Genomic DNA, 17,800 nt, shown 5'->3' on the forward strand with positions numbered 1-17,800 from the left:
TAATACAATTGGTATAAGCCTATGGTGAGCAATGCCCATAAAAAAGTCATGGGCATGTTTAACCGTCACGATATGACGCAGTGGCATTTATAAACCGCTTAGAATTTAAAGTGTAAAGATTGTAATCTAAAATGAGACCAATCACTTAATGAGATAATAGCTTGCTCGGTAGGTGGTGCGATATAAACTAAACCAGCTATTGCTAAAATAGACGCAAGGGTGATTATTTTATTATCAAAATCAGCTAGCTTTAAAGCGGTTCCAAAAGATCGTTTTATTCTTACGTTACTTAAATCCACACTGTATATTTCGTCCAACATTAAATGAATCAACCCGCCCAATAAAACAAATCCGCCCGCTAACCAAGCAAAAGTTGCTGCTTGTACAGTGGCTTGACTGTTCAATTGCCAAGTGACTTGTGTGGTTAACAATCCACAGAAAGCTAAAAATAGTATAGAGTGACAACTGCCTCTGTGTACTGTGAACCATTCAAAAATAGGTCTAAGGATATATTTCATAAATCCGTAGACCAGTAAAGGCACAATGATTAACTCAATAAAGCTAATTTCAATAATTAACTCTGTCGTTATGTAATGGAGGACTAGCAAGACGGCGCTAAATGCAAATAAATTAAAAATAGTATCGAGGGAAGTAGAGTTATCTGAATCTATATCTGGCAATAAGCCGCCAATTGAACCTAAAAACCATAACCAAAGTGCACCGTTTAAATCAGTATGTCCTGCAGATAATAAAGTAGCGGAGCCTAAACCAGTGACGTTCACTGCAGTATTAAGATGAGTATTGAAGTTTGCCATTGAATCTCTTGATGGGAAAATAATAAGGCATTTTAGCAACTGAAAAGTTCATTGTTCAATGAACTTTAAACAAAGTGTGAATATCAAAGCTGATTTAATGATTCGAAAGTGACTCGAATAAGGTTTGTGTAGATAATGAAATGCAGGGTTAATTTAAGTTATTAATAATTAACTTGTTATTAAACTTGCATTAGTGGTGACACTTAGTGATAAATACGCGGTAGAGATTAAACAAGTCGCTACCATATTAAGTTAATGACTTGGTTGTTTATCTATATAAATGTGTTGATCTTGGTAAAGAGGGTTATCAAATATAGCTTAGTCAGTACTAAGCACTAAGCCGCTATTTGATAACTCTCTTTTCCCATATGCTTTGCTTTACGACTGAATGAACCTTTACCTTTTTTAGCTTTTTCAACTCGCATAGTAAATACTTTACTGGTGACTAAAGCCGCCATTGCTGAATGGTTAATCGTACCACGACCTATCTCTGTGGCTTTTTGTGTTTGAAGGTTTACACCTGGCGATGATTTCATCATTTTGTTCATTTTTTGTTTTTTACCCATCTTTTTTCTCCTATTTAGGTGTGCGCAGTCTAGCAGTAAATTTTCAAATTCATAATATTATTTGACTATTTTAATCACTATTTTTACAAAGAAATCAGTAATAAAAAAGGCTAACAGAAAGTAACTTCTGTTAGCCTAAATAACACATTGACTATGTTAGCTTTTAGCTAATCTATTATTTTTTTATTGTTATTATTTTTTACTTTTCACGGCAACTAACTCTGGTTTTTTAATCCACAGAATTAACGTCGCGCTACAAGCTAAGATAATTAAAGTGGCTGGTAATCCACCTAAGTATGACAGTTTTTTAACACCATCAATCCCTACTGTGCTGATCATGATCCAAGAGACTAACCCTATTAACGTACCCCAAAGTATTTTAATAGGTAATGACGTCTTAGCATCAGATTCTGAAGTAAAGTCTTTAGTACATAAATCACCAATGGCATCAGTACTTGAATCTGCTGCCGTCACATAAGAGATAAAAGCAATCAGTACCAAGAAGAACGAGGTAATCGCACTAAATGGCAAATCATTCATAATGTAATAAAGCAGTTGTTCAATGCCTTCATTATTTAATACATTATAAAGTTCACCGGCACTTTGTGTGTCCATGAAAATAGCGGTACCTGAGAATACTGATATCCATAGGAATACAAATAAACTTGGGTAAATAACATTGACTTGAATGAATTCTTTAACCGTATAACCACGCGATATTTTACCTAAGAACATCGCTGTAATTGGTGCCCAAGCAAACCAAACTGCCCAATAGAATACACTCCACCATTGTGGCCAAGGGTCATTCGCAGCTTGTCCTGTAAACAAACTTAAACGAAAGAAGCTTTGTAAAAAGGCACCTAAGCCTTCAACGCCAATTGATAAAATATACAGGGTTGGCCCACAGAAAAAGATAAACACAAAGAGGGCAATCAGCATCCAAAAGTTAATTTTAGATAAACGTGCAATACCTTTAATTAATCCACTAATAGCAGACAAAATAAAAGTACCAACAATAATTGCTGTAATGATCCCTAAGGTTAATGCATTACGTTCAATATCAATGTACTGACTGATACCGCCTAATAGCGTTAATACACCCGTACCCAATGAAGAAGCCATGCCAACCACTAGAGAATACAAAGCTAATGAGTCGATAATATTTGCCACAACAGGGGTAATTAGACGTCCAAATGCAGGGCGTAATGAACTTGAAATTGAAAAAGGCATTTTCAAATTATGGAAAGCCAAAGCAAAAATTAACCCTGGTACACAATAAATTGCGTAAGGCGTTGGTCCCCAATGTAAAAACATAGCAGAGAAAGCAAATAAAGTAGCGTTAGGGCTTGCAGCTTCTATACCAAAGCTAGCTGGTGGAGCATGCAAGTGATAGATAGGTTCTGCGGTTGTCCAGAATAGAACACCCACGGCAAAGGTAGTACAAAGTACGATCATAAACCATTGTGGTTTTTTGATCATTGGTTGACTGCCTTCACCACCGATTCGTACATTACCTAGTTTAGAAAAGTAGGTCACTACAACTAAACCTAGTAAGTAGAAACTTCCTAAGCTAAATAACCATGAAAAGTTCTTTAAAATACTACTGTTAAGGTCACCCGTTACCTTAATGAAGGTGTCTAGATCTACCAAGCTTAATATTAATGCGGCGGCTAATATCAAAAAGGTAGGTAAAAACACCAAGGGTCTTATTGTTTTAATCATATTTCATCCTTGAGTTAGTTATATAAAATTTCGTTTTATTGTGTCGTTAAAATATTTACTGAAGATCAGTGTTTGATCTTGATAAGCTTGCCATTGCACTTGCAGGTAAAAGTTTTCTTTATCGCAGGTCATTACATAGTGACCTTTGATAGTGGTTCTCCAACCCTCTCTGCCCATATCAACTTGCACCTTGATTTCATTTTTTGCGCTTAATGGGTCACTGCGATGGACGGATTGCTGCTGGTCCATAATGAACTGAATATCACTTTGTGCAGATTCATAAAATTGACAGCCAAAGTCTTCACGCGTTTCCAGTGTAGTAATGCCGGTTTTGTAATCTTTATGAACAACGCGTTTACTCTCTGAAGCCGCTAGTTCTTTGCCATCAAAAGTAACCGGTTTGTCATAAGCAGGTATGTTTTCACTGACAGTAGGGTGTTGATTAAGTGGCACAGTGATTGAACATTTTTGAGTATTAAAACTTAATGTCGCTTGTTCTGGGTTTGGCCAGATGAGTGGCCAGTAAGCAGTAGATACAGCTACGCGTAACTTATGGCCTTTAGGGACTACATAAGCCATTGCATTAAGTGTCATGTTCACATCATATTCATGTCCAGGGATTAGCGCTTCCGGTGTTTCATGACTATCTCGATGTGTTAAATTCAATACACCATAAGTAATTCGCGTCACTTCGCCATTTGGATGCACATCAGAAACACGTACCACCAAATTAGCTTGGGGTTTATCACTGCTCAATGCAAATTGCGCCGCTATTTGACCTGCAATTGGCATCTCTTCGCTGAGCGTCTCGGAGTCGAAAACTAAAGAGCCTGCATCATCAGCTCGCTGATCACCGGGTTGTTCCATATCAATTCGAATACCCACACAGAAACTGCCGCCGTCTAAGCCAGTGGTTTGAGGAGAATAGATTGACACTGAATGGTCAGTCAGTTGTTGTTCTGTGCTTAACCCTTGTGGAGATAAATGCCATGTTTGTAAATGAGTATTAGGTGATGGCCAGTTTGACTCACTGACCCAAGTACCAGCACGGAAGTCATAATCTGTTTGTGGAGCGACACTGTCTTGTAAGTAATATTGTAATGCGGGTTCTTGATCAATTTTGTTATCGATCTGTTTTAACCAACGATCCCACCAACGTACAGATTCTTTAACATAATCAATTTTCGGGTTAGGAAAAGCAATATTAGGGTACTTATGCGCCCATGGTCCAATGAGACCTTTTTTAGGGCCGCTTAAATGAGTTAACAGATTAAATACAGTGTCGCGGTAACCATCTGCCCAGCCTCCTATAGCATACACAGGGATTTCAATGGCAGAGTAATCTTCACAAACTGAGCCATGTTGCCAGTACTCATCACGCGTTTGATGTGATAACCAAGGCGTTGCCAATTGTGGCATATTCTCTAATCTATCCAACCATACGGCTTTCCAATCTTGATCTATCAATAATGGGTCGGGAGAGCGTGCTTGTGCGTAAGCCCAGAAAAAAGCAGCCCAGCCCATGTTGTCATTTAATAAACAACCACCTTCAAAGTGAATATCTCGATTGTAACGATCATCGGTAGAGCATTGCGTGATAATGGCCTTTAAAGCAGGTGGTTTAAGCGCTGCAATTTGCAAAGAGTTGAATCCACCCCAGGAAATACCAACCATACCTAAGTTACCATCACACCAATCCTGAGCTGCTATCCAAGCAATAACATCACAGCCATCTTGTAACTCTTGTGCTGAGTATTCATCGTCAAAGAAACCATCAGACTCACCACAGCCACGTAAATCAACTCGAATACAGGCATAACCTTGTGCAGCAGTTTGCGCCATAGTTAATTCATCACGGACGACAGTGCCATCACTCTTACGGTAGGGCAAAAATTCTAAAATGGCTGGAACAGGCTGTAATACGGCATTGTCTGGAAGCCAAGCACGAAAAGCTAAACGGGTACCATCGGGTAACGTTATCCAATCGTGACGGATTTCTTTCACTTTAATCATTGATTTCAATCTTCTTTCTGTAAGGTTGAGAAGATACTAGACAGATAGATTTGTTAGTAAATCGTTATTTAGTTAATATACCTTTAACTTAAAGTTAAGGAAGGTTATTAAAGTGTCTATAAAGTCTAGGTTAATTCCACCAACAGGATACCTATTAGTGTTTGAGTCAGCAGCGCGTTTGGGAAGCTTAACTAAAGCTGCTGATGAACTCTGTGTAACCACTACAGCGGTAAGTAAACAGGTAAAAAATCTTGAAAATTTTTTAAATATCCAGTTATTTACACGTTCTAAACAAGGTGTGCAATTAACCGCTCAGGGTTACCAATATTTGCAAAGAGTAAAAGAAGCGTTAGACATACTTTCTGAAGAGACCAAAATATTAGATAACTCCAGTACTGCAGTGACACTTAACTTAGAAGTGGGTCCATGTTTTATGCACTTTTGGTTATTGCCAAAAATAGAACAGTTTAGGCAAGCTCATCCTGAGATTATGTTGAATATCACTATCAGTAATGAACGTCATATCGATGCTAGCGAACATTATGATGTGACTTTCTATTACGCTACGATTGCAACAGCTAATGAAAATTGTCAGCAAATATTTGCAGAGCGGATTCAATTGGTATGCAGTCCGAAGTTTTTAGAAAGCCATGGCGGATATATCGACTTGCAAAGCATCTTCGATCAACCTCTGATCATGCTTAAAAAAGAGATGTCATTCTGGGAGGGGTGGCAGTCCTGGGCAAATAAAGCTGGGCTAACTTATCGTATACCTAACAATGCGTTAATGGTTGACGATCAAGTTGCCGTTATCCAAGCCGCGATTAATGATACTGGCATTGCTTTAGTGTGGGACTGGCATGTGTCAGAGTTAATTGCTAAAGGTGAATTAGTGAGTGTTACTGATTATATGGAGTTCCAAGAAAAGGCCTATTTTTTACACATTGCAGACCAAGAGAATAACCTAGCCGCTAAAACCTTTGTTGGATGGGTACAGCAGCAAGAGAGTGGATATCGATAATGCTGCCCTATGCTTAGAAAACGAATGATTAGAAAAATTAAAATAACTCGTTTTACTTTTTAACATGCTCTCTGATATTGCGGACTAATAACAAATTAGTCATTCGTCTTGATACTTTTTATGCACCTATATACCTTTAATATTGTACACAATCTGCACTGAAATAGGGCTTGTGCACCATGCTTGTAAACCACTCTGTCCCCTTAAATTTTAGCTTCAAGTCCATTTTCTGAATTTAATTATTGTATATTCAAATACTTAAATTAATTTTATTAATGAGATAAAAATTGGATCAAAACTTGCGATATCTAGTTAACTTGACCTGTTGTTCAATACTTTGAAGTCTAAAAGTAACTTAACCCAATTGCGGGTAGAACAACCTATGATATTTTAACTATTAATAAGGGAATATATGAAACTTACAACAATCGGAAAATTAGCCATTCTGCCGGTGTTAGCATGCCATATTACAAATGCCTCAGCGGAACAACTATGGTCAGATTTTAGTTTAAGTGGTTTGGTAGGAAGTGAATATGTCGATCCATTTTCAAGTACTGAAGATACACGTAAGGTGTTTACCTTTGAGCATGCCTCTGGGCATAATTGGGGGGGAACCTTCTTGTTTGTCGATAGGCTAAGCAATCCGGATGACACCTACGGTGAATTCAGCATTAATCCTACTTTATATAAAGATGATAGCTTGCTAAAGAGTGTATTTTTAGCCACACAAGTAGAGTTTAGTTCTGGGGATTCTAATTTTAATAACTATTTAATGGGTTTAGGGGTTAGTCTTGCAGTACCTGGTGCTAACTATTTTAATATCACTTATTATCGTCGCTTTCAGGATGATCTAGGTATTGATAGAGGGGATAACAATCAATTAACTGTGACTTGGCAGTTTGATAAAGGTAATTTCCGTTTTGATGGTTTCCTGGATATTGTTGATTCTGCTGATACTGCATTTGGTGATACTGAAGCTGGCTTTAATTTCACTCCACAAATCAAATACAATATTGCTCCTATGTTAGATTTAAAAACAGGGCGTTTAGATGTTGGTATTGAATATGTTTATTGGAAAAATAAATTTGGTGTCGATGGGGAAACAGAGAATAACCCTAACTTATTAGTCAAATGGCATTTCTAATAAACTAGCAAATAAAAAAACGAAGCGGCATGCTTCGTTTTTTATTGCTCAAATGTTTGCAGATTCCTGGGAAATACTGATGACTAGACGTTACAACTCACTTTTTTCAATATTAATGAAGAGTATGTAAAGTTTAATGGTTTTAAATCTGCATTGATCTTATCAAGAATCTGATTGTCATTACTTCCAGTGAAGGTCATTAAAATAGCGAGCTCTGATTTATCGATAATCTCATCATCTGTAGCGTGTTCAGGGTTTACTGGTATTATACTTAATGTATGTAACCCTTCTTTTTCTGCAATATTATTTAACGTTGTAATCTGTTTACCATATAATTGTGAAGTCGTTTGCGGGTTTTTCGATTGGTCATGCTGATATATTTGGTTTATTTCAAGACGGCTACATTGCTCCATTTTCATTGTGTCAGAGTGCGCGCTATCAATAATAATTAATGGCGCTACGCATAACGCAAATAATAGTGTTTTCATCTTTTTCATGTGGGCCCCTCAACAAACAAATTTTCATAATTTTAATAATTTCAATAACACTGATGATATTTTATGTTTATTTGATTATCAATATACAATAATGGTTGTTTTGCACCCAAGTTGTTGGGGAGGGAGTAGTTTTCGTTATATATGTAAAACGTTTTTCTATATTACCAGGGGCGCTGAAGGTAAATGTACGATTTCCTATAATAAGTGGTCTTCCAATTTTGCACCTTCGGTGGTTATTATTGTGATTGAATCTCCGATTATTTTTCTTCAATATGAGTCGCTTGATGCTCTCCTTTCTCAAATAGCTTAATTTTTTCCTCATTGGCATTGAAGGCACTTTTCATTGCTTTAACACCTTTCATGTTATTTATAGTACTACATGAAGTTAAAGCTATGGCAACACTGATTGTTTTAAAGACTATTGTAAATAGCCTGATAAATTTATTTTTGAAGCTTGGTAGTTACGGTATTTTTTCGAATCAAACCTGTTCAATTATTCGCAAACGCATTCACCACTGTTCCAATATTCAATACTGTAATAATATGTTGTCGATAAAGCCGAAATAAAATAGGAAGCGAATAGATTATGTCAAACTACGACCAACTTACTGCGCATTACCAAACCATTAACCACTTTAATCATGCTCAATCCATGTTGGGCTGGGATGCAGCTGCGAATATGCCTGCTGGTGGTAATGATGCTCGTTCACAAGCAATGGCTGAATTATCGGTACATGTACACCGTCTATCAACACAACCACAACTTGGTGAGTGGTTTGATAAAGCTCAACAGGAATCTTTAAGTAGCGAACAGCAATCTAGCTTACGTGAAATGAAACGACAATGGCAACAGGCAACCATAGTACCTGAAGACCTAGTACAAGCTCAGTCTATTGCCGGATCTAAATGTGAACATGCATGGCGCTCACAACGTCCAGCGAATGACTGGGTAGGTTTTGAAAAGAACTGGAAAGAGGTGGTTAAACTCTCCCGTGAAGAAGCCAAAATTCGTAGTGAAGCACTGGGTTTAACGCCTTATGATGCGATGCTTGACAAATATGAACCAGGCACAACAACGGCTTCATTAGACACTTTATTTTCAGATGTAAAAATCTGGTTACCAGAATTAATCGAAAAAGCCTTAGATAAACAACAGTCACAATCGGTCATTATGCCTTCGGGTTCTTTTTCGACAGCAAGTCAAAAAGCCTTAGGTGTTGAAACCATGAAACTACTGAAGTTTGATTTTGATCATGGTCGACTGGACCAAAGTGTTCACCCATTTTGTGGTGGTGTACCATCGGATGTGCGAATTACCACTCGTTATGATGAGAAAGATTTTGTACAAGCACTAATGGGGATTGTTCACGAAACAGGGCATGCACGTTACGAGCAAGGTTTACCAAAAGCCTTTGCTGGTTTGCCTGTTGGTGAAGCGCGCTCAATGGGTGTGCATGAGTCCCAATCGCTGTTTTTTGAGATGCAAATTGGTCGCAGTAAACCGTTTATTTCTCATTTGTCGCAACTCTCTGCTGATGCTTTTAATGCTCATCAAGATCCAGTATTTGCAGAGGACAATCTTTATAAAATTTATACTCAAGTTGAAAAAGGTTTTATTCGTGTTGATGCTGATGAGTTAACTTATCCTGCTCATGTGGTTATGCGTTATGAAATAGAGCGTGATCTAATCAATGGAGTTATTGAACACAGCGATGTGCCTGCGTTATGGGACGAAAAAATGAAAGCGTCACTGGGACTGTCTACGCAAGGTAATTATCAAAATGGCTGTATGCAAGATATTCATTGGACTGATGGTGCTTTTGGTTACTTCCCATCTTACACATTAGGTGCCATGTATGCCGCACAATATAAAGCAACCATGCAGCAAACGGTTGATATTGACGGTGCAATTAAAAGCGGTGACCTAAGCCCAATTTTTAAATGGTTAAGTGATAATATTTGGTCACAGGCTTCACTGCATACTACCGATGAATTGATCAAACGTGCTACGGGCGAAACCTTAAATGTTGCACACTTTAAAAAGCATTTAGAAACACGTTATTTGTAAAAATAGAAGTAATGTAAACGATAAGGCTATTCACGAGCTTGTTTAGCCTTCTTTATTAACTAATAAAACAACTTGTTTTGTTGCTATTTTGAGGAAATAACCTGTTAAATTCTAAAGGAAAGTTGCTGATTAATAATTCATACCCTTAATTTAAACTCCATCATTTAGTAAAACAGATCACTTTCTACATACTTATATTTAAATGCTATTGTATTATTATTTTGTGTGTCTATTATAGATTTATGCTTTCATAACTGAAATGTATTCAATTCATCATGCTAAAGGGATTTGTATGGGAACCAGAGTATTTTCTTACGTCATATTGGCGCTTTCTCTATCTTGCTTTTCTGCGCATGCAGATCCAGCGTTCATTGGTACTATAAAAACGCTGCAAGGCAAGGTATCAATCCAAGTTGGCTCAAGCACATTTGTCGCTCAAGTAAATGATAAACTTTACGAGGGTTATCTGATCGCAACACAGGACCATAGTAATATTGGTCTCGTGTTTATCGATGGTACGCAATTATCTATCGGCCCAAGCTCCCAAGTTATTATTAATCGTTACTTATTCTCTCCTAAACAAAAACAGTATTCCTTTGATGTGATGATTGAGAAAGGCTGCGCTATCTATTCATCGGGCAAACTTGGTGAACTATCTCCAGATTCAATTAAAGTACAAACACCAGAAGCCACGATTGGTGTGCGTGGTACAAAATTCCTAGTGGAGGTGGAGTAAAATATGGAAATCTTCATTTTAATTACCTTTACTGTGGTAGCGATATTAAGCGCAACCCAGTCAACAATCACAACGGTGACGTTACTGCCTGATGACAAAGAAAATAGTAAAATAATTGTCCTAAATGAATCAGGCTCGCAACAGGTTGATCAGCAAGGTTATGCTGTAATGGTTACTTCTAATGATGATTTACCGACACAGCCAGAACAAGTCGACTTGGAAAGTATAAAGTCTGAGCACGCTGATTTGTTTGCTATTCAACCTGAAAAACCCGATAACTTTCTACTCTATTTTGAAAGTAATGGGGCAGTATTACTTAATGAATCGCAAATTTTAATACCCAGCATTATTGAAGCCGCTAAGGCCAGAAAATCACCTATTATCAATATCATTGGTCATTCTGATGCAGCGGGAAGCAGTGAATACAACTTGAAGCTTTCTAATGATAGAGCAAATTCTGTCGCTAAATTATTACAGTCTGAGAATATTACAGGGGCTGAATATAGAATCGATTCATATGGAGAAAATGACCCACTGATTAAGTCTGATAAAGAGGTTGAACCACAAAATAGACGGGTCGAAGTTGAAATTTGGTAACTCATTTCTATGAGAAGCATCTTAACTGCTATGTTTACTCAACCAACAAAGTACTTACCGTCATTAGTCGGTTTTATTATTACTGCTTTGTTTGCTTATTACACAATATCAACGCCGATTAATGAGAGAGTATTAGACTGGAAAGTATACGATTTTTATAATAGTCATTATCCACAATCTGAGCCTAACGATAGCATCATCATTATTGATATTGATGACCAAAGTATAGAAACCATTGGGCAGTGGCCATGGCCTCGTTTTCAAATTGCTGAAGCGTTACGTCTTATTATTGAAGGCAGACCATCCTCTATTTTGATGGATATATTATTAGCAGAGAAAGATGGTTCTTCCCTCATAAATATTCAACAACTCTTTGCTTCACGATTTGCTATCGATTTAGATTTATCATCTATCCCACCAGGTTTAAAGGATTATGATGCTTACTTTTCACAGGTCATTGATGGTGCTCCTGTTATCATGCCTTCATTACTTTCTCAACATACAGTGAAACAGCAAGGACAGTGCGTTAATAGTGATATCAAACAAGTCAGTAATAAACAAATCGTTACAGAGAAACAAACTAGTCGTTTACCTAACCTTAATTCCGAGCAGTACCAAGGCATTATTTGCCCTTTACAACAGTTTTATCAACATAGTGCAGCAACCGGGTTTATTAATCCAAGTATAGATAAAGATGGTCTAGTTAGGCGGATACCTATTGTTAAACAATACCAGAAAAAACTAATGCCAAGTCTATCTTTGGCTGGCTTAACGGTTATGTTTGGCAGTGATTTTTCTATTACTAATGACCTGTTAGGGCCAGTTATTGATCTACAGAACAATCATATTCCAGTTGATCAATCTGGTGATGCGCTTATCAATTTTAGGGGAAAAGGGCGCCATTATCAGACGATTCCAATACTAAAATTATTGAGTGGTGCTATTTCACCCGATTATTTTACCGGGAAAGTAGTGCTAGTTGGAGCTACAGCGTCAGCATTGAATGATATTTCTAATACTTACTTGGATCCTGTTTTCCCTAACATAGAGTTACATGCAACGATAATTGACAATGTAATCAGTGGCGATGTGTTAACAATACCGGTGTGGTTTGAAGCTGCTGAATCGATCATTATCCTGCTAGTTGGGGCAATGCTGTCTTTATTAATGATATGTAAAAGCGTTAATGTCTTAAATATATCGGCCGTTTGTTTACTATTTGTATTGTCCTTTTTACCAGCTATTTTTCTTTATACTACACAAGTGTACTTTTCCCCATTTATCGCTATTATCAGTTTAATCACAGTTTTCATTGGAATCATGACATTAAAACATTATTGCGCAGAACGACAGTTAGCCTCTGTTCAAGATGCCATTGCTAACGCTAATCTATCAATTATTGATTGTATGGCGACGGTAGCGGAATTAAGAGATTCTGAAACAGGTGGGCATATAACTAGGACTCGGTTATATGTGCAAGCGCTGATTAAACAGCTACAAACAAAACCTAAATACAAACATCAAATTAATGATGATTACATTAAATTTATCTCTGCTGCTTCACCATTGCACGATATAGGTAAAGTAGGTATTCCCGACCATATCTTACTCAAACCTGGTAAATTATCTGCCGATGAACTGGTGATCATGAGAACACATGCCACATTAGGGGCGGATATCTTAAGACAAACAATTAAAAAGTTAGGGCCGAATCCTTACCTTAACATTGCTATAGAAATTGCCAATTATCATCATGAAAAGTGGGATGGAAGTGGTTATCCAGTTGGGTTGAAAGGCGATACTATACCGCTGTCAGCAAGAGTGATGGCAGTGGCAGATGTATTTGATGCGTTGATAAACAAACGTATATATAAAAAGGCAGTAGGGTTTGACGATACCTTTAATTATATTAAACAAGCTTCAGGCAGCCACTTTGATCCTGATGTCGTTGACGCCTTTATCGAAATCAAAGCAGATTTACTTTATATCGCACAGACGATACATGACTAGTTAAAAACTGCGGATTTGCAACCCGCTAGTAAAGTAGTTGAACCTAATACTAAATACCTTAATTCTTTTAACTTATAGTGTTTCAAATGTGTCTATGACTCCTTTGAATCTATGTCTTGACGCTGCCATACTGATACTTGATTTCTACCTTGGTATTTCGATTGATATAACGCCATATCCGCACGCTCAATTAAGGTTAAGTTAGATTCCACTTGATGATTCAAGGAGGCAATACCAAAACTACAGGTCACTTTAACTGACTCGTAGCGGCTATTTTCTATTTCAAGACGCATCTTTTCAGCTACTTTTTCAGCGTCCTCTTGTTTAGCATTAGGCAGTAAAATGCAAAACTCTTCACCGCCAAATCTCGCTACCGTATCATGCTCACTAGTATTGTTTTGTAAAATGTTAGCTACGCCTTGTATGACTTGATCGCCAGTGGTGTGGCCGTATGTATCATTTATCGCTTTAAACGAATCTATATCAGCTAATATCACTGAGTAGTGCTGCAGTGTTTCCTGCTGTTCAAGGCTTTTGTTAAAGCGTAGGTATAATACTCGTCGATTAAAACAGTTGGTTAAGGGGTCTCTTGAGGCTAAATAATCAAGCTCTTTATTTTTTGCACGGGTATTTTTATATTGATATAGCATATACAAAGCAAGCAAAGAAAATACCAGCAGTAGGGTGATCAGCAACCAATTAGCAAAACGATTTTTCTTAATTTCTAATTCAGATATTTGTTGCAACTGCTTCATGATAGCGAGTTCATTTTGTTGCTTGGTTAACTTTAAGGTATTCAACTCCGCATTCTCGCGTAACCCTTCAAGCTCCATCTCTAATTTAAAAGAGGCTAAAATAACTTGGTTTTTAGTAAAGTCTAAGTTTTCGCGCTCCTGTTGAATAGCTAATGATAATTGGTATCTTTTTTCTGAGTATTCAAGCGATTTTTCTAGGTTACCTCTTTGTTTTTCAATCTCTTTTAACCATTGATAAGTTTTCATTTTTTGATCTTTAGCATCTACTTTCTCGGAGGAGAGGGTTAATGCTTTTTCAAATAAAGAGATAGCCTGATCAATGTCGTCTTTGATCAAAACTTCACCTAAGTAATTAAGTGATTCAATTTGTAATTCAATTTGCTTAAATTCACTGGCTAAAGCATATGACTGCTTAAAATAACTCCTTGCAGTAACAAGCTTGCCTTGTTGTAGATAATTACGTCCTAATAACAATTCGATACGCGTGGTTTTTGATAGTTTAGTCATAGATTCGTAAATATCCTGAGCAGAGCGTAACATTTTTTTAGATTCTGTTAGTTTACCTTGGTGGTAACTAATGACGCCTAATTCACGAAATGCAGCTGCACGGGTTTCAGGTTTAACGCTTTCAATAGGTAAATCTAGGGTTTGTTGATAAAAAGACTTCGCATTGTTTAACTGATCTAAACTGGTGTAGATCAAACCTATTTGATTATCAACTTCGGCTAAATGTTGTATATCATCTTCTTGTTCATAAATAGCTTTCGCTTGTTGAATATAATCCAATGATTTCTCATAGTGGCCTATATTTCGGTAAATAATTCCCGTAATGAGTAGTACTTGTGCATGGCGTAAAGGCCATTTACCTGATTCTAGAATGGCTAAACTTTTTTGAGCCAATTCCAGCGCTTTCATATAGTTTTGCTGTTTGTTCTGAGCCATTGCAATGTTTTTTAAAGCCATTGCGATAAAAAAATTATCTTTTCTTTCTTTTTGTATTTTTAAACCTTTTTCATAATTTTCAATAGAGTTTGGAATATTCTGTAAGTGTTTATAACTCTGTGCAATTTCATGATACAAGCCGGCTAATGTTTTCTTAGATTGATCGTCTTTTGCTGTAATTAATGTAATCCCTTTTTCAAATTGATTAATCGCTTTGTAAAATTGTTTTTGTTTATAGTAAAGCTTTCCAGAAAGGGTATAGAGCTCAATCTGCTTAATTGAATTGTTCTGCTCATTAACTTCATCGAATAAGAGATTAACCATTAACTGCGCTGCCGCATAATCTTTTTGTTTTATAAGTGACTTAATGCCATCCAATTGAATGTTGATGGTTTGATCGGTAGTTATCGTCTTTTCTGAAGATGATTCAGTTGTGTTGCTTAGTGCAAGTAGGTGAGATGACATAACAACAAGTACAAATACCGCCAGCATCCTGCTTAAGTATATTTGAGGAGAACTTATATTTAAGTTTTTGAAATACATATAAGATAAGCCTAAAATTAGAGTAATATAAAGTCACTTTCTGTGCCATATAGCAGCCCGTTATCTAAGTGAGCTACACATCCTTATGTGAATAAATCCCACCTCTATTATTCTAGTACAAAATTACTCATTTATGAGTATCTAAATCAATGTTTTGCAAAGTAAATACAATTTTAAATGCGCAGCAGTAACATAAACAGAGAAGTTTAATTTAATTCTCTGTTTTGACTTTATTGTGGTTATTAAACACCAAAGGAAACTCTATCTTCATTGCTGTATACGAATTTACAATTAAACCTGGTTTGTCTGAGGATTTTAGCCGTTTTTGGTTAGCACCAACCAAGGGCATTTATTAATTTGTGCTTGTTGGTTATGCACAATGGCCGAGTCGTGAAGTTTGGGCTGAGCAGCATACATTTAGCAATGAACAGTTTGTTTTAGGCAGAAAGAATATGAGGGATTGTATCGCTTCATCAAAAACAGTGTATGAGATGGAAGTGAAAGATGATTATTTACAACACAGCTAATCCTCCCTTCAATAAATAAACTCCTTCATAATTTCCCTAACTATCTTCACCGAGTAATGAACGCTGTAATTATGTTATTAGCTGGTCATGATGTTTACCCGCAGAATGGATAGTATGAGTAATAGGTTTTGGTACTACACTTTAGCCAAAAATAGCAATCTTTCTAATTTTAGCCGTAAATGGCTAAATTTGTGTTTTTAGATGAAAACGGCTAAATTAGAGACTGGATGTCAAAAGGAGTATTAGTGTGGAGCCTATTTTCAAACCGATTGCGGTGATCAGCGGTGATATTGTGAGTTCAACTAAGTTGAATGCTAAACAGTATGAACAATTAATTCTGTGTATTAAAGATGTTCAAAAGTGGATAATAACAGCGAATCGCGCTAATGCTCACAGCATTGAGCGTGGTGATGAATTTCAGTCTGTTATTCATGATATAGAAGAAGCACTCAGGTATACCATTATTTATCGGCTAGCGATTAAAGCACTTGGTAAAGCCTTTGATTGTCGTATTAGTTTTGCTATTGCAGCAAACGCTGATCTGAGATCTTCCATTTCTGAATCCATGGGTGAAGCCTTTGTGCTGTCTGGTAGAGGATTAAAAGGGATAAAAAACCAGCGCTTACTTTTTAATAGTGACAAACCAACACTGACTGAACAGTTTGATTTATTGTTTAAATATCTTGATAAGCAACTTACAGAGTTAACTGCGCGACAATGTGAAGTGATGTTGCCCATGTTTCAAAATCAACAAGAGTTAAGCATTAGTGAATTAGCGGAGCAACTGGATATCGCCACAGCGACGGCAAGTAAATCATTAAAAGCCTCAGGTTGGTCGCTTATTAAAGCGCTTAACTTGAAGTTTAATCAACAAGTGATGGAGCTTAACTATGATTGATTTTTTAAATATTTTGATCCCCTTGTTAATGATACACATCATTTGTGAATTTTACCTGCAACCAAAAGCGTGGCTAGAAGCTAAAAAAGAAAAGGGGATCCGTTCACCTGAATTGTATTTCAATTGTTTACTACATGGTTTGGCAATACTGTTGCCAGCTTGGTTGTTAGCCTTTGATGTAAAAACAACGGCTTACTTGCTTGCTATTGTCACGGCTAGTCATTTCATTGTGGATTTATGGAAAGTAAGTACCGAGAAGCAGGGCAAGTTCTTTCACTTTGTTATGCAACAAACTGTGTATTTTTTGCTGTTGGCGATGATCGCTTTTTATATGGTAAAAGGTGTCACTATTGAAGGTGTGTTAAAACATAATAAGTTGTTTGATGGCTTAATGGTGATTTTTGCTTATTTGTTAATTCTTAAACCAACCTCAGTTGTGATTGGTACAGTGTTAAGAAAGTACCCCATTACCAATTGCAATGATAATACGAGTGCCAATGGGTTAGTGGCTGGTGGTGAATTGATCGGTTATTTAGAGCGAGTATTAATACTTACCTTTACCCTAGTAGGCAGTTACGCGGCTGTGGGATTTGTGTTAGCAGCTAAATCAATATTCAGATTTGGTGAGTTAAGTAAATCCGGTGACCGTAGCATGACTGAGTATGTCTTAATTGGTTCCTTGTTATCTATGGTGATCACCATAGTGGTTGGTACTTTAGTATCGCTGGCTTTAGGTGTGAAAATTAAGTGATATTAATCTTTAAGTCATTGGAAATAGTTGTGGAAAAGCGAGTATTAATTTAACACTCGCTTTTTTGAAACTAAATTATTCTAACGTAATAACGGACAATATCACTGGTACATCTGATGTTGTGTTGACCATATTTGAAACACCAAAAGCGGCATCAAACTTCGCGATGTATGCTTTATACTAATCATAGTAAGT

15 protein-coding genes are annotated in these 17,800 nt (G+C 36.8%); 9 read left to right on the plus strand and 6 right to left on the minus strand.

The features are described from left to right. Positions 1–98: 98 nt before the first annotated feature. The 4 genes from DS885_RS07105 to DS885_RS07120 all read right to left on the minus strand — a co-directional run bounded on the left by DS885_RS07105 (position 99) and on the right by DS885_RS07120 (position 5,116). Entirely contained in the window at positions 99–815 is a 717-nt protein-coding gene (locus DS885_RS07105; protein WP_113818737.1) for a metal-dependent hydrolase, read from the minus strand. Between the two features lie 335 nt (positions 816–1,150). Next, a complete protein-coding gene (locus tag DS885_RS07110) occupies positions 1,151–1,363 on the minus strand; it encodes an alternative ribosome-rescue factor A (protein ID WP_441344258.1) in 213 nt (70 codons plus the stop codon). Between the two features lie 210 nt (positions 1,364–1,573). Continuing rightward, the gene (locus tag DS885_RS07115; RefSeq protein WP_113818739.1) at positions 1,574–3,103 is read right to left on the minus strand and encodes a BCCT family transporter; all 1,530 of its coding nucleotides are present in this window, start codon (positions 3,101–3,103) and stop codon (positions 1,574–1,576) included. An 18-nt stretch (positions 3,104–3,121) separates the two neighbouring features. After that, positions 3,122–5,116 carry a CocE/NonD family hydrolase gene (locus tag DS885_RS07120; RefSeq protein WP_113818740.1) on the minus strand — a complete coding sequence of 665 codons (1,995 nt, stop codon included), beginning with the start codon at positions 5,114–5,116 and terminating at the stop codon, positions 3,122–3,124. Positions 5,117–5,228: 112 nt separating this feature from the next. On the opposite strand from DS885_RS07120, the gene DS885_RS07125 reads away from it, so the two are divergent. Further along, on the plus strand, positions 5,229–6,137 hold the full coding sequence (locus DS885_RS07125; protein WP_113818741.1) for a LysR substrate-binding domain-containing protein: 909 nt from the start codon (positions 5,229–5,231) through the stop codon (positions 6,135–6,137). Between the two features lie 412 nt (positions 6,138–6,549). Continuing rightward, positions 6,550–7,281 (plus strand): DUF5020 domain-containing protein, encoded by a 732-nt coding sequence (locus DS885_RS07130; RefSeq protein WP_113818742.1) that lies wholly within the window; start codon positions 6,550–6,552, stop codon positions 7,279–7,281. Positions 7,282–7,364: 83 nt separating this feature from the next. Here DS885_RS07130 and DS885_RS07135 read toward each other — a convergent pair whose 3' ends face one another. Beyond that, positions 7,365–7,778 carry a hypothetical protein gene (locus DS885_RS07135; RefSeq protein WP_113818743.1) on the minus strand — a complete coding sequence of 138 codons (414 nt, stop codon included), beginning with the start codon at positions 7,776–7,778 and terminating at the stop codon, positions 7,365–7,367. Between the two features lie 586 nt (positions 7,779–8,364). Between DS885_RS07135 and DS885_RS07140 the strand changes: the two genes are divergently transcribed. The 4 genes from DS885_RS07140 to DS885_RS07155 all read left to right on the plus strand — a co-directional run bounded on the left by DS885_RS07140 (position 8,365) and on the right by DS885_RS07155 (position 13,189). After that, positions 8,365–9,846, plus strand: coding sequence for a carboxypeptidase M32 (locus DS885_RS07140; protein WP_113818744.1), 1,482 nt, complete (start codon positions 8,365–8,367; stop codon positions 9,844–9,846). A gap of 292 nt (positions 9,847–10,138) precedes the next feature. Beyond that, positions 10,139–10,582, plus strand: coding sequence for a FecR family protein (locus DS885_RS07145; protein ID WP_181817721.1), 444 nt, complete (start codon positions 10,139–10,141; stop codon positions 10,580–10,582). A 3-nt stretch (positions 10,583–10,585) separates the two neighbouring features. Beyond that, a complete protein-coding gene (locus DS885_RS07150; protein ID WP_113818746.1) occupies positions 10,586–11,179 on the plus strand; it encodes an OmpA family protein in 594 nt (197 codons plus the stop codon). Positions 11,180–11,188: 9 nt separating this feature from the next. Continuing rightward, positions 11,189–13,189, plus strand: coding sequence for a CHASE2 domain-containing protein (locus DS885_RS07155; RefSeq protein ID WP_113818747.1), 2,001 nt, complete (start codon positions 11,189–11,191; stop codon positions 13,187–13,189). A 92-nt stretch (positions 13,190–13,281) separates the two neighbouring features. On the opposite strand, the gene DS885_RS07160 is transcribed toward DS885_RS07155, so the two are convergent. Continuing rightward, positions 13,282–15,429, minus strand: a complete 2,148-nt coding sequence (locus tag DS885_RS07160; protein ID WP_113818748.1) for a tetratricopeptide repeat-containing diguanylate cyclase — start codon at positions 15,427–15,429, stop codon at positions 13,282–13,284. A gap of 359 nt (positions 15,430–15,788) precedes the next feature. Between DS885_RS07160 and DS885_RS17510 the strand changes: the two genes are divergently transcribed. From DS885_RS17510 to DS885_RS07170, 3 genes are all read left to right on the plus strand, one after another. Further along, a complete protein-coding gene (locus DS885_RS17510) occupies positions 15,789–15,956 on the plus strand; it encodes a hypothetical protein (protein WP_181817723.1) in 168 nt (55 codons plus the stop codon). A 247-nt stretch (positions 15,957–16,203) separates the two neighbouring features. Continuing rightward, positions 16,204–16,854 (plus strand): hypothetical protein, encoded by a 651-nt coding sequence (locus DS885_RS07165; RefSeq protein WP_113818749.1) that lies wholly within the window; start codon positions 16,204–16,206, stop codon positions 16,852–16,854. Continuing rightward, positions 16,847–17,605 (plus strand): DUF3307 domain-containing protein, encoded by a 759-nt coding sequence (locus DS885_RS07170; RefSeq protein WP_113818750.1) that lies wholly within the window; start codon positions 16,847–16,849, stop codon positions 17,603–17,605. Before DS885_RS07165 ends, DS885_RS07170 begins: the two co-directional genes overlap by 8 nt. Positions 17,606–17,800 lie beyond the last annotated feature (195 nt).

It is taken from the genome of Psychromonas sp. B3M02 (genome assembly GCF_003318165.1).
Lineage (GTDB): Bacteria > Pseudomonadota > Gammaproteobacteria > Enterobacterales > Psychromonadaceae > Psychromonas.

Bases quoted from the DNA above. Each gene is read 5' to 3' on its own strand.
- DS885_RS07170 (WP_113818750.1), top strand. From the start codon at position 16,847: ATGATTGATTTTTTAAATATTTTGATCCCCTTGTTAATGATACACATC.
- DS885_RS07115 (WP_113818739.1), bottom strand. From the start codon at position 3,103: ATGATTAAAACAATAAGACCCTTGGTGTTTTTACCTACCTTTTTGATA.
- DS885_RS07145 (WP_181817721.1), top strand. From the start codon at position 10,139: ATGGGAACCAGAGTATTTTCTTACGTCATATTGGCGCTTTCTCTATCT.
- DS885_RS07150 (WP_113818746.1), top strand. From the start codon at position 10,586: ATGGAAATCTTCATTTTAATTACCTTTACTGTGGTAGCGATATTAAGC.
- DS885_RS07140 (WP_113818744.1), top strand. From the start codon at position 8,365: ATGTCAAACTACGACCAACTTACTGCGCATTACCAAACCATTAACCAC.
- DS885_RS07160 (WP_113818748.1), bottom strand. From the start codon at position 15,429: ATGTATTTCAAAAACTTAAATATAAGTTCTCCTCAAATATACTTAAGC.
- DS885_RS07130 (WP_113818742.1), top strand. From the start codon at position 6,550: ATGAAACTTACAACAATCGGAAAATTAGCCATTCTGCCGGTGTTAGCA.
- DS885_RS07120 (WP_113818740.1), bottom strand. From the start codon at position 5,116: ATGATTAAAGTGAAAGAAATCCGTCACGATTGGATAACGTTACCCGAT.
- DS885_RS07155 (WP_113818747.1), top strand. From the start codon at position 11,189: ATGAGAAGCATCTTAACTGCTATGTTTACTCAACCAACAAAGTACTTA.
- DS885_RS07135 (WP_113818743.1), bottom strand. From the start codon at position 7,778: ATGAAAAAGATGAAAACACTATTATTTGCGTTATGCGTAGCGCCATTA.
- DS885_RS07110 (WP_441344258.1), bottom strand. From the start codon at position 1,363: ATGAACAAAATGATGAAATCATCGCCAGGTGTAAACCTTCAAACACAA.
- DS885_RS07105 (WP_113818737.1), bottom strand. From the start codon at position 815: ATGGCAAACTTCAATACTCATCTTAATACTGCAGTGAACGTCACTGGT.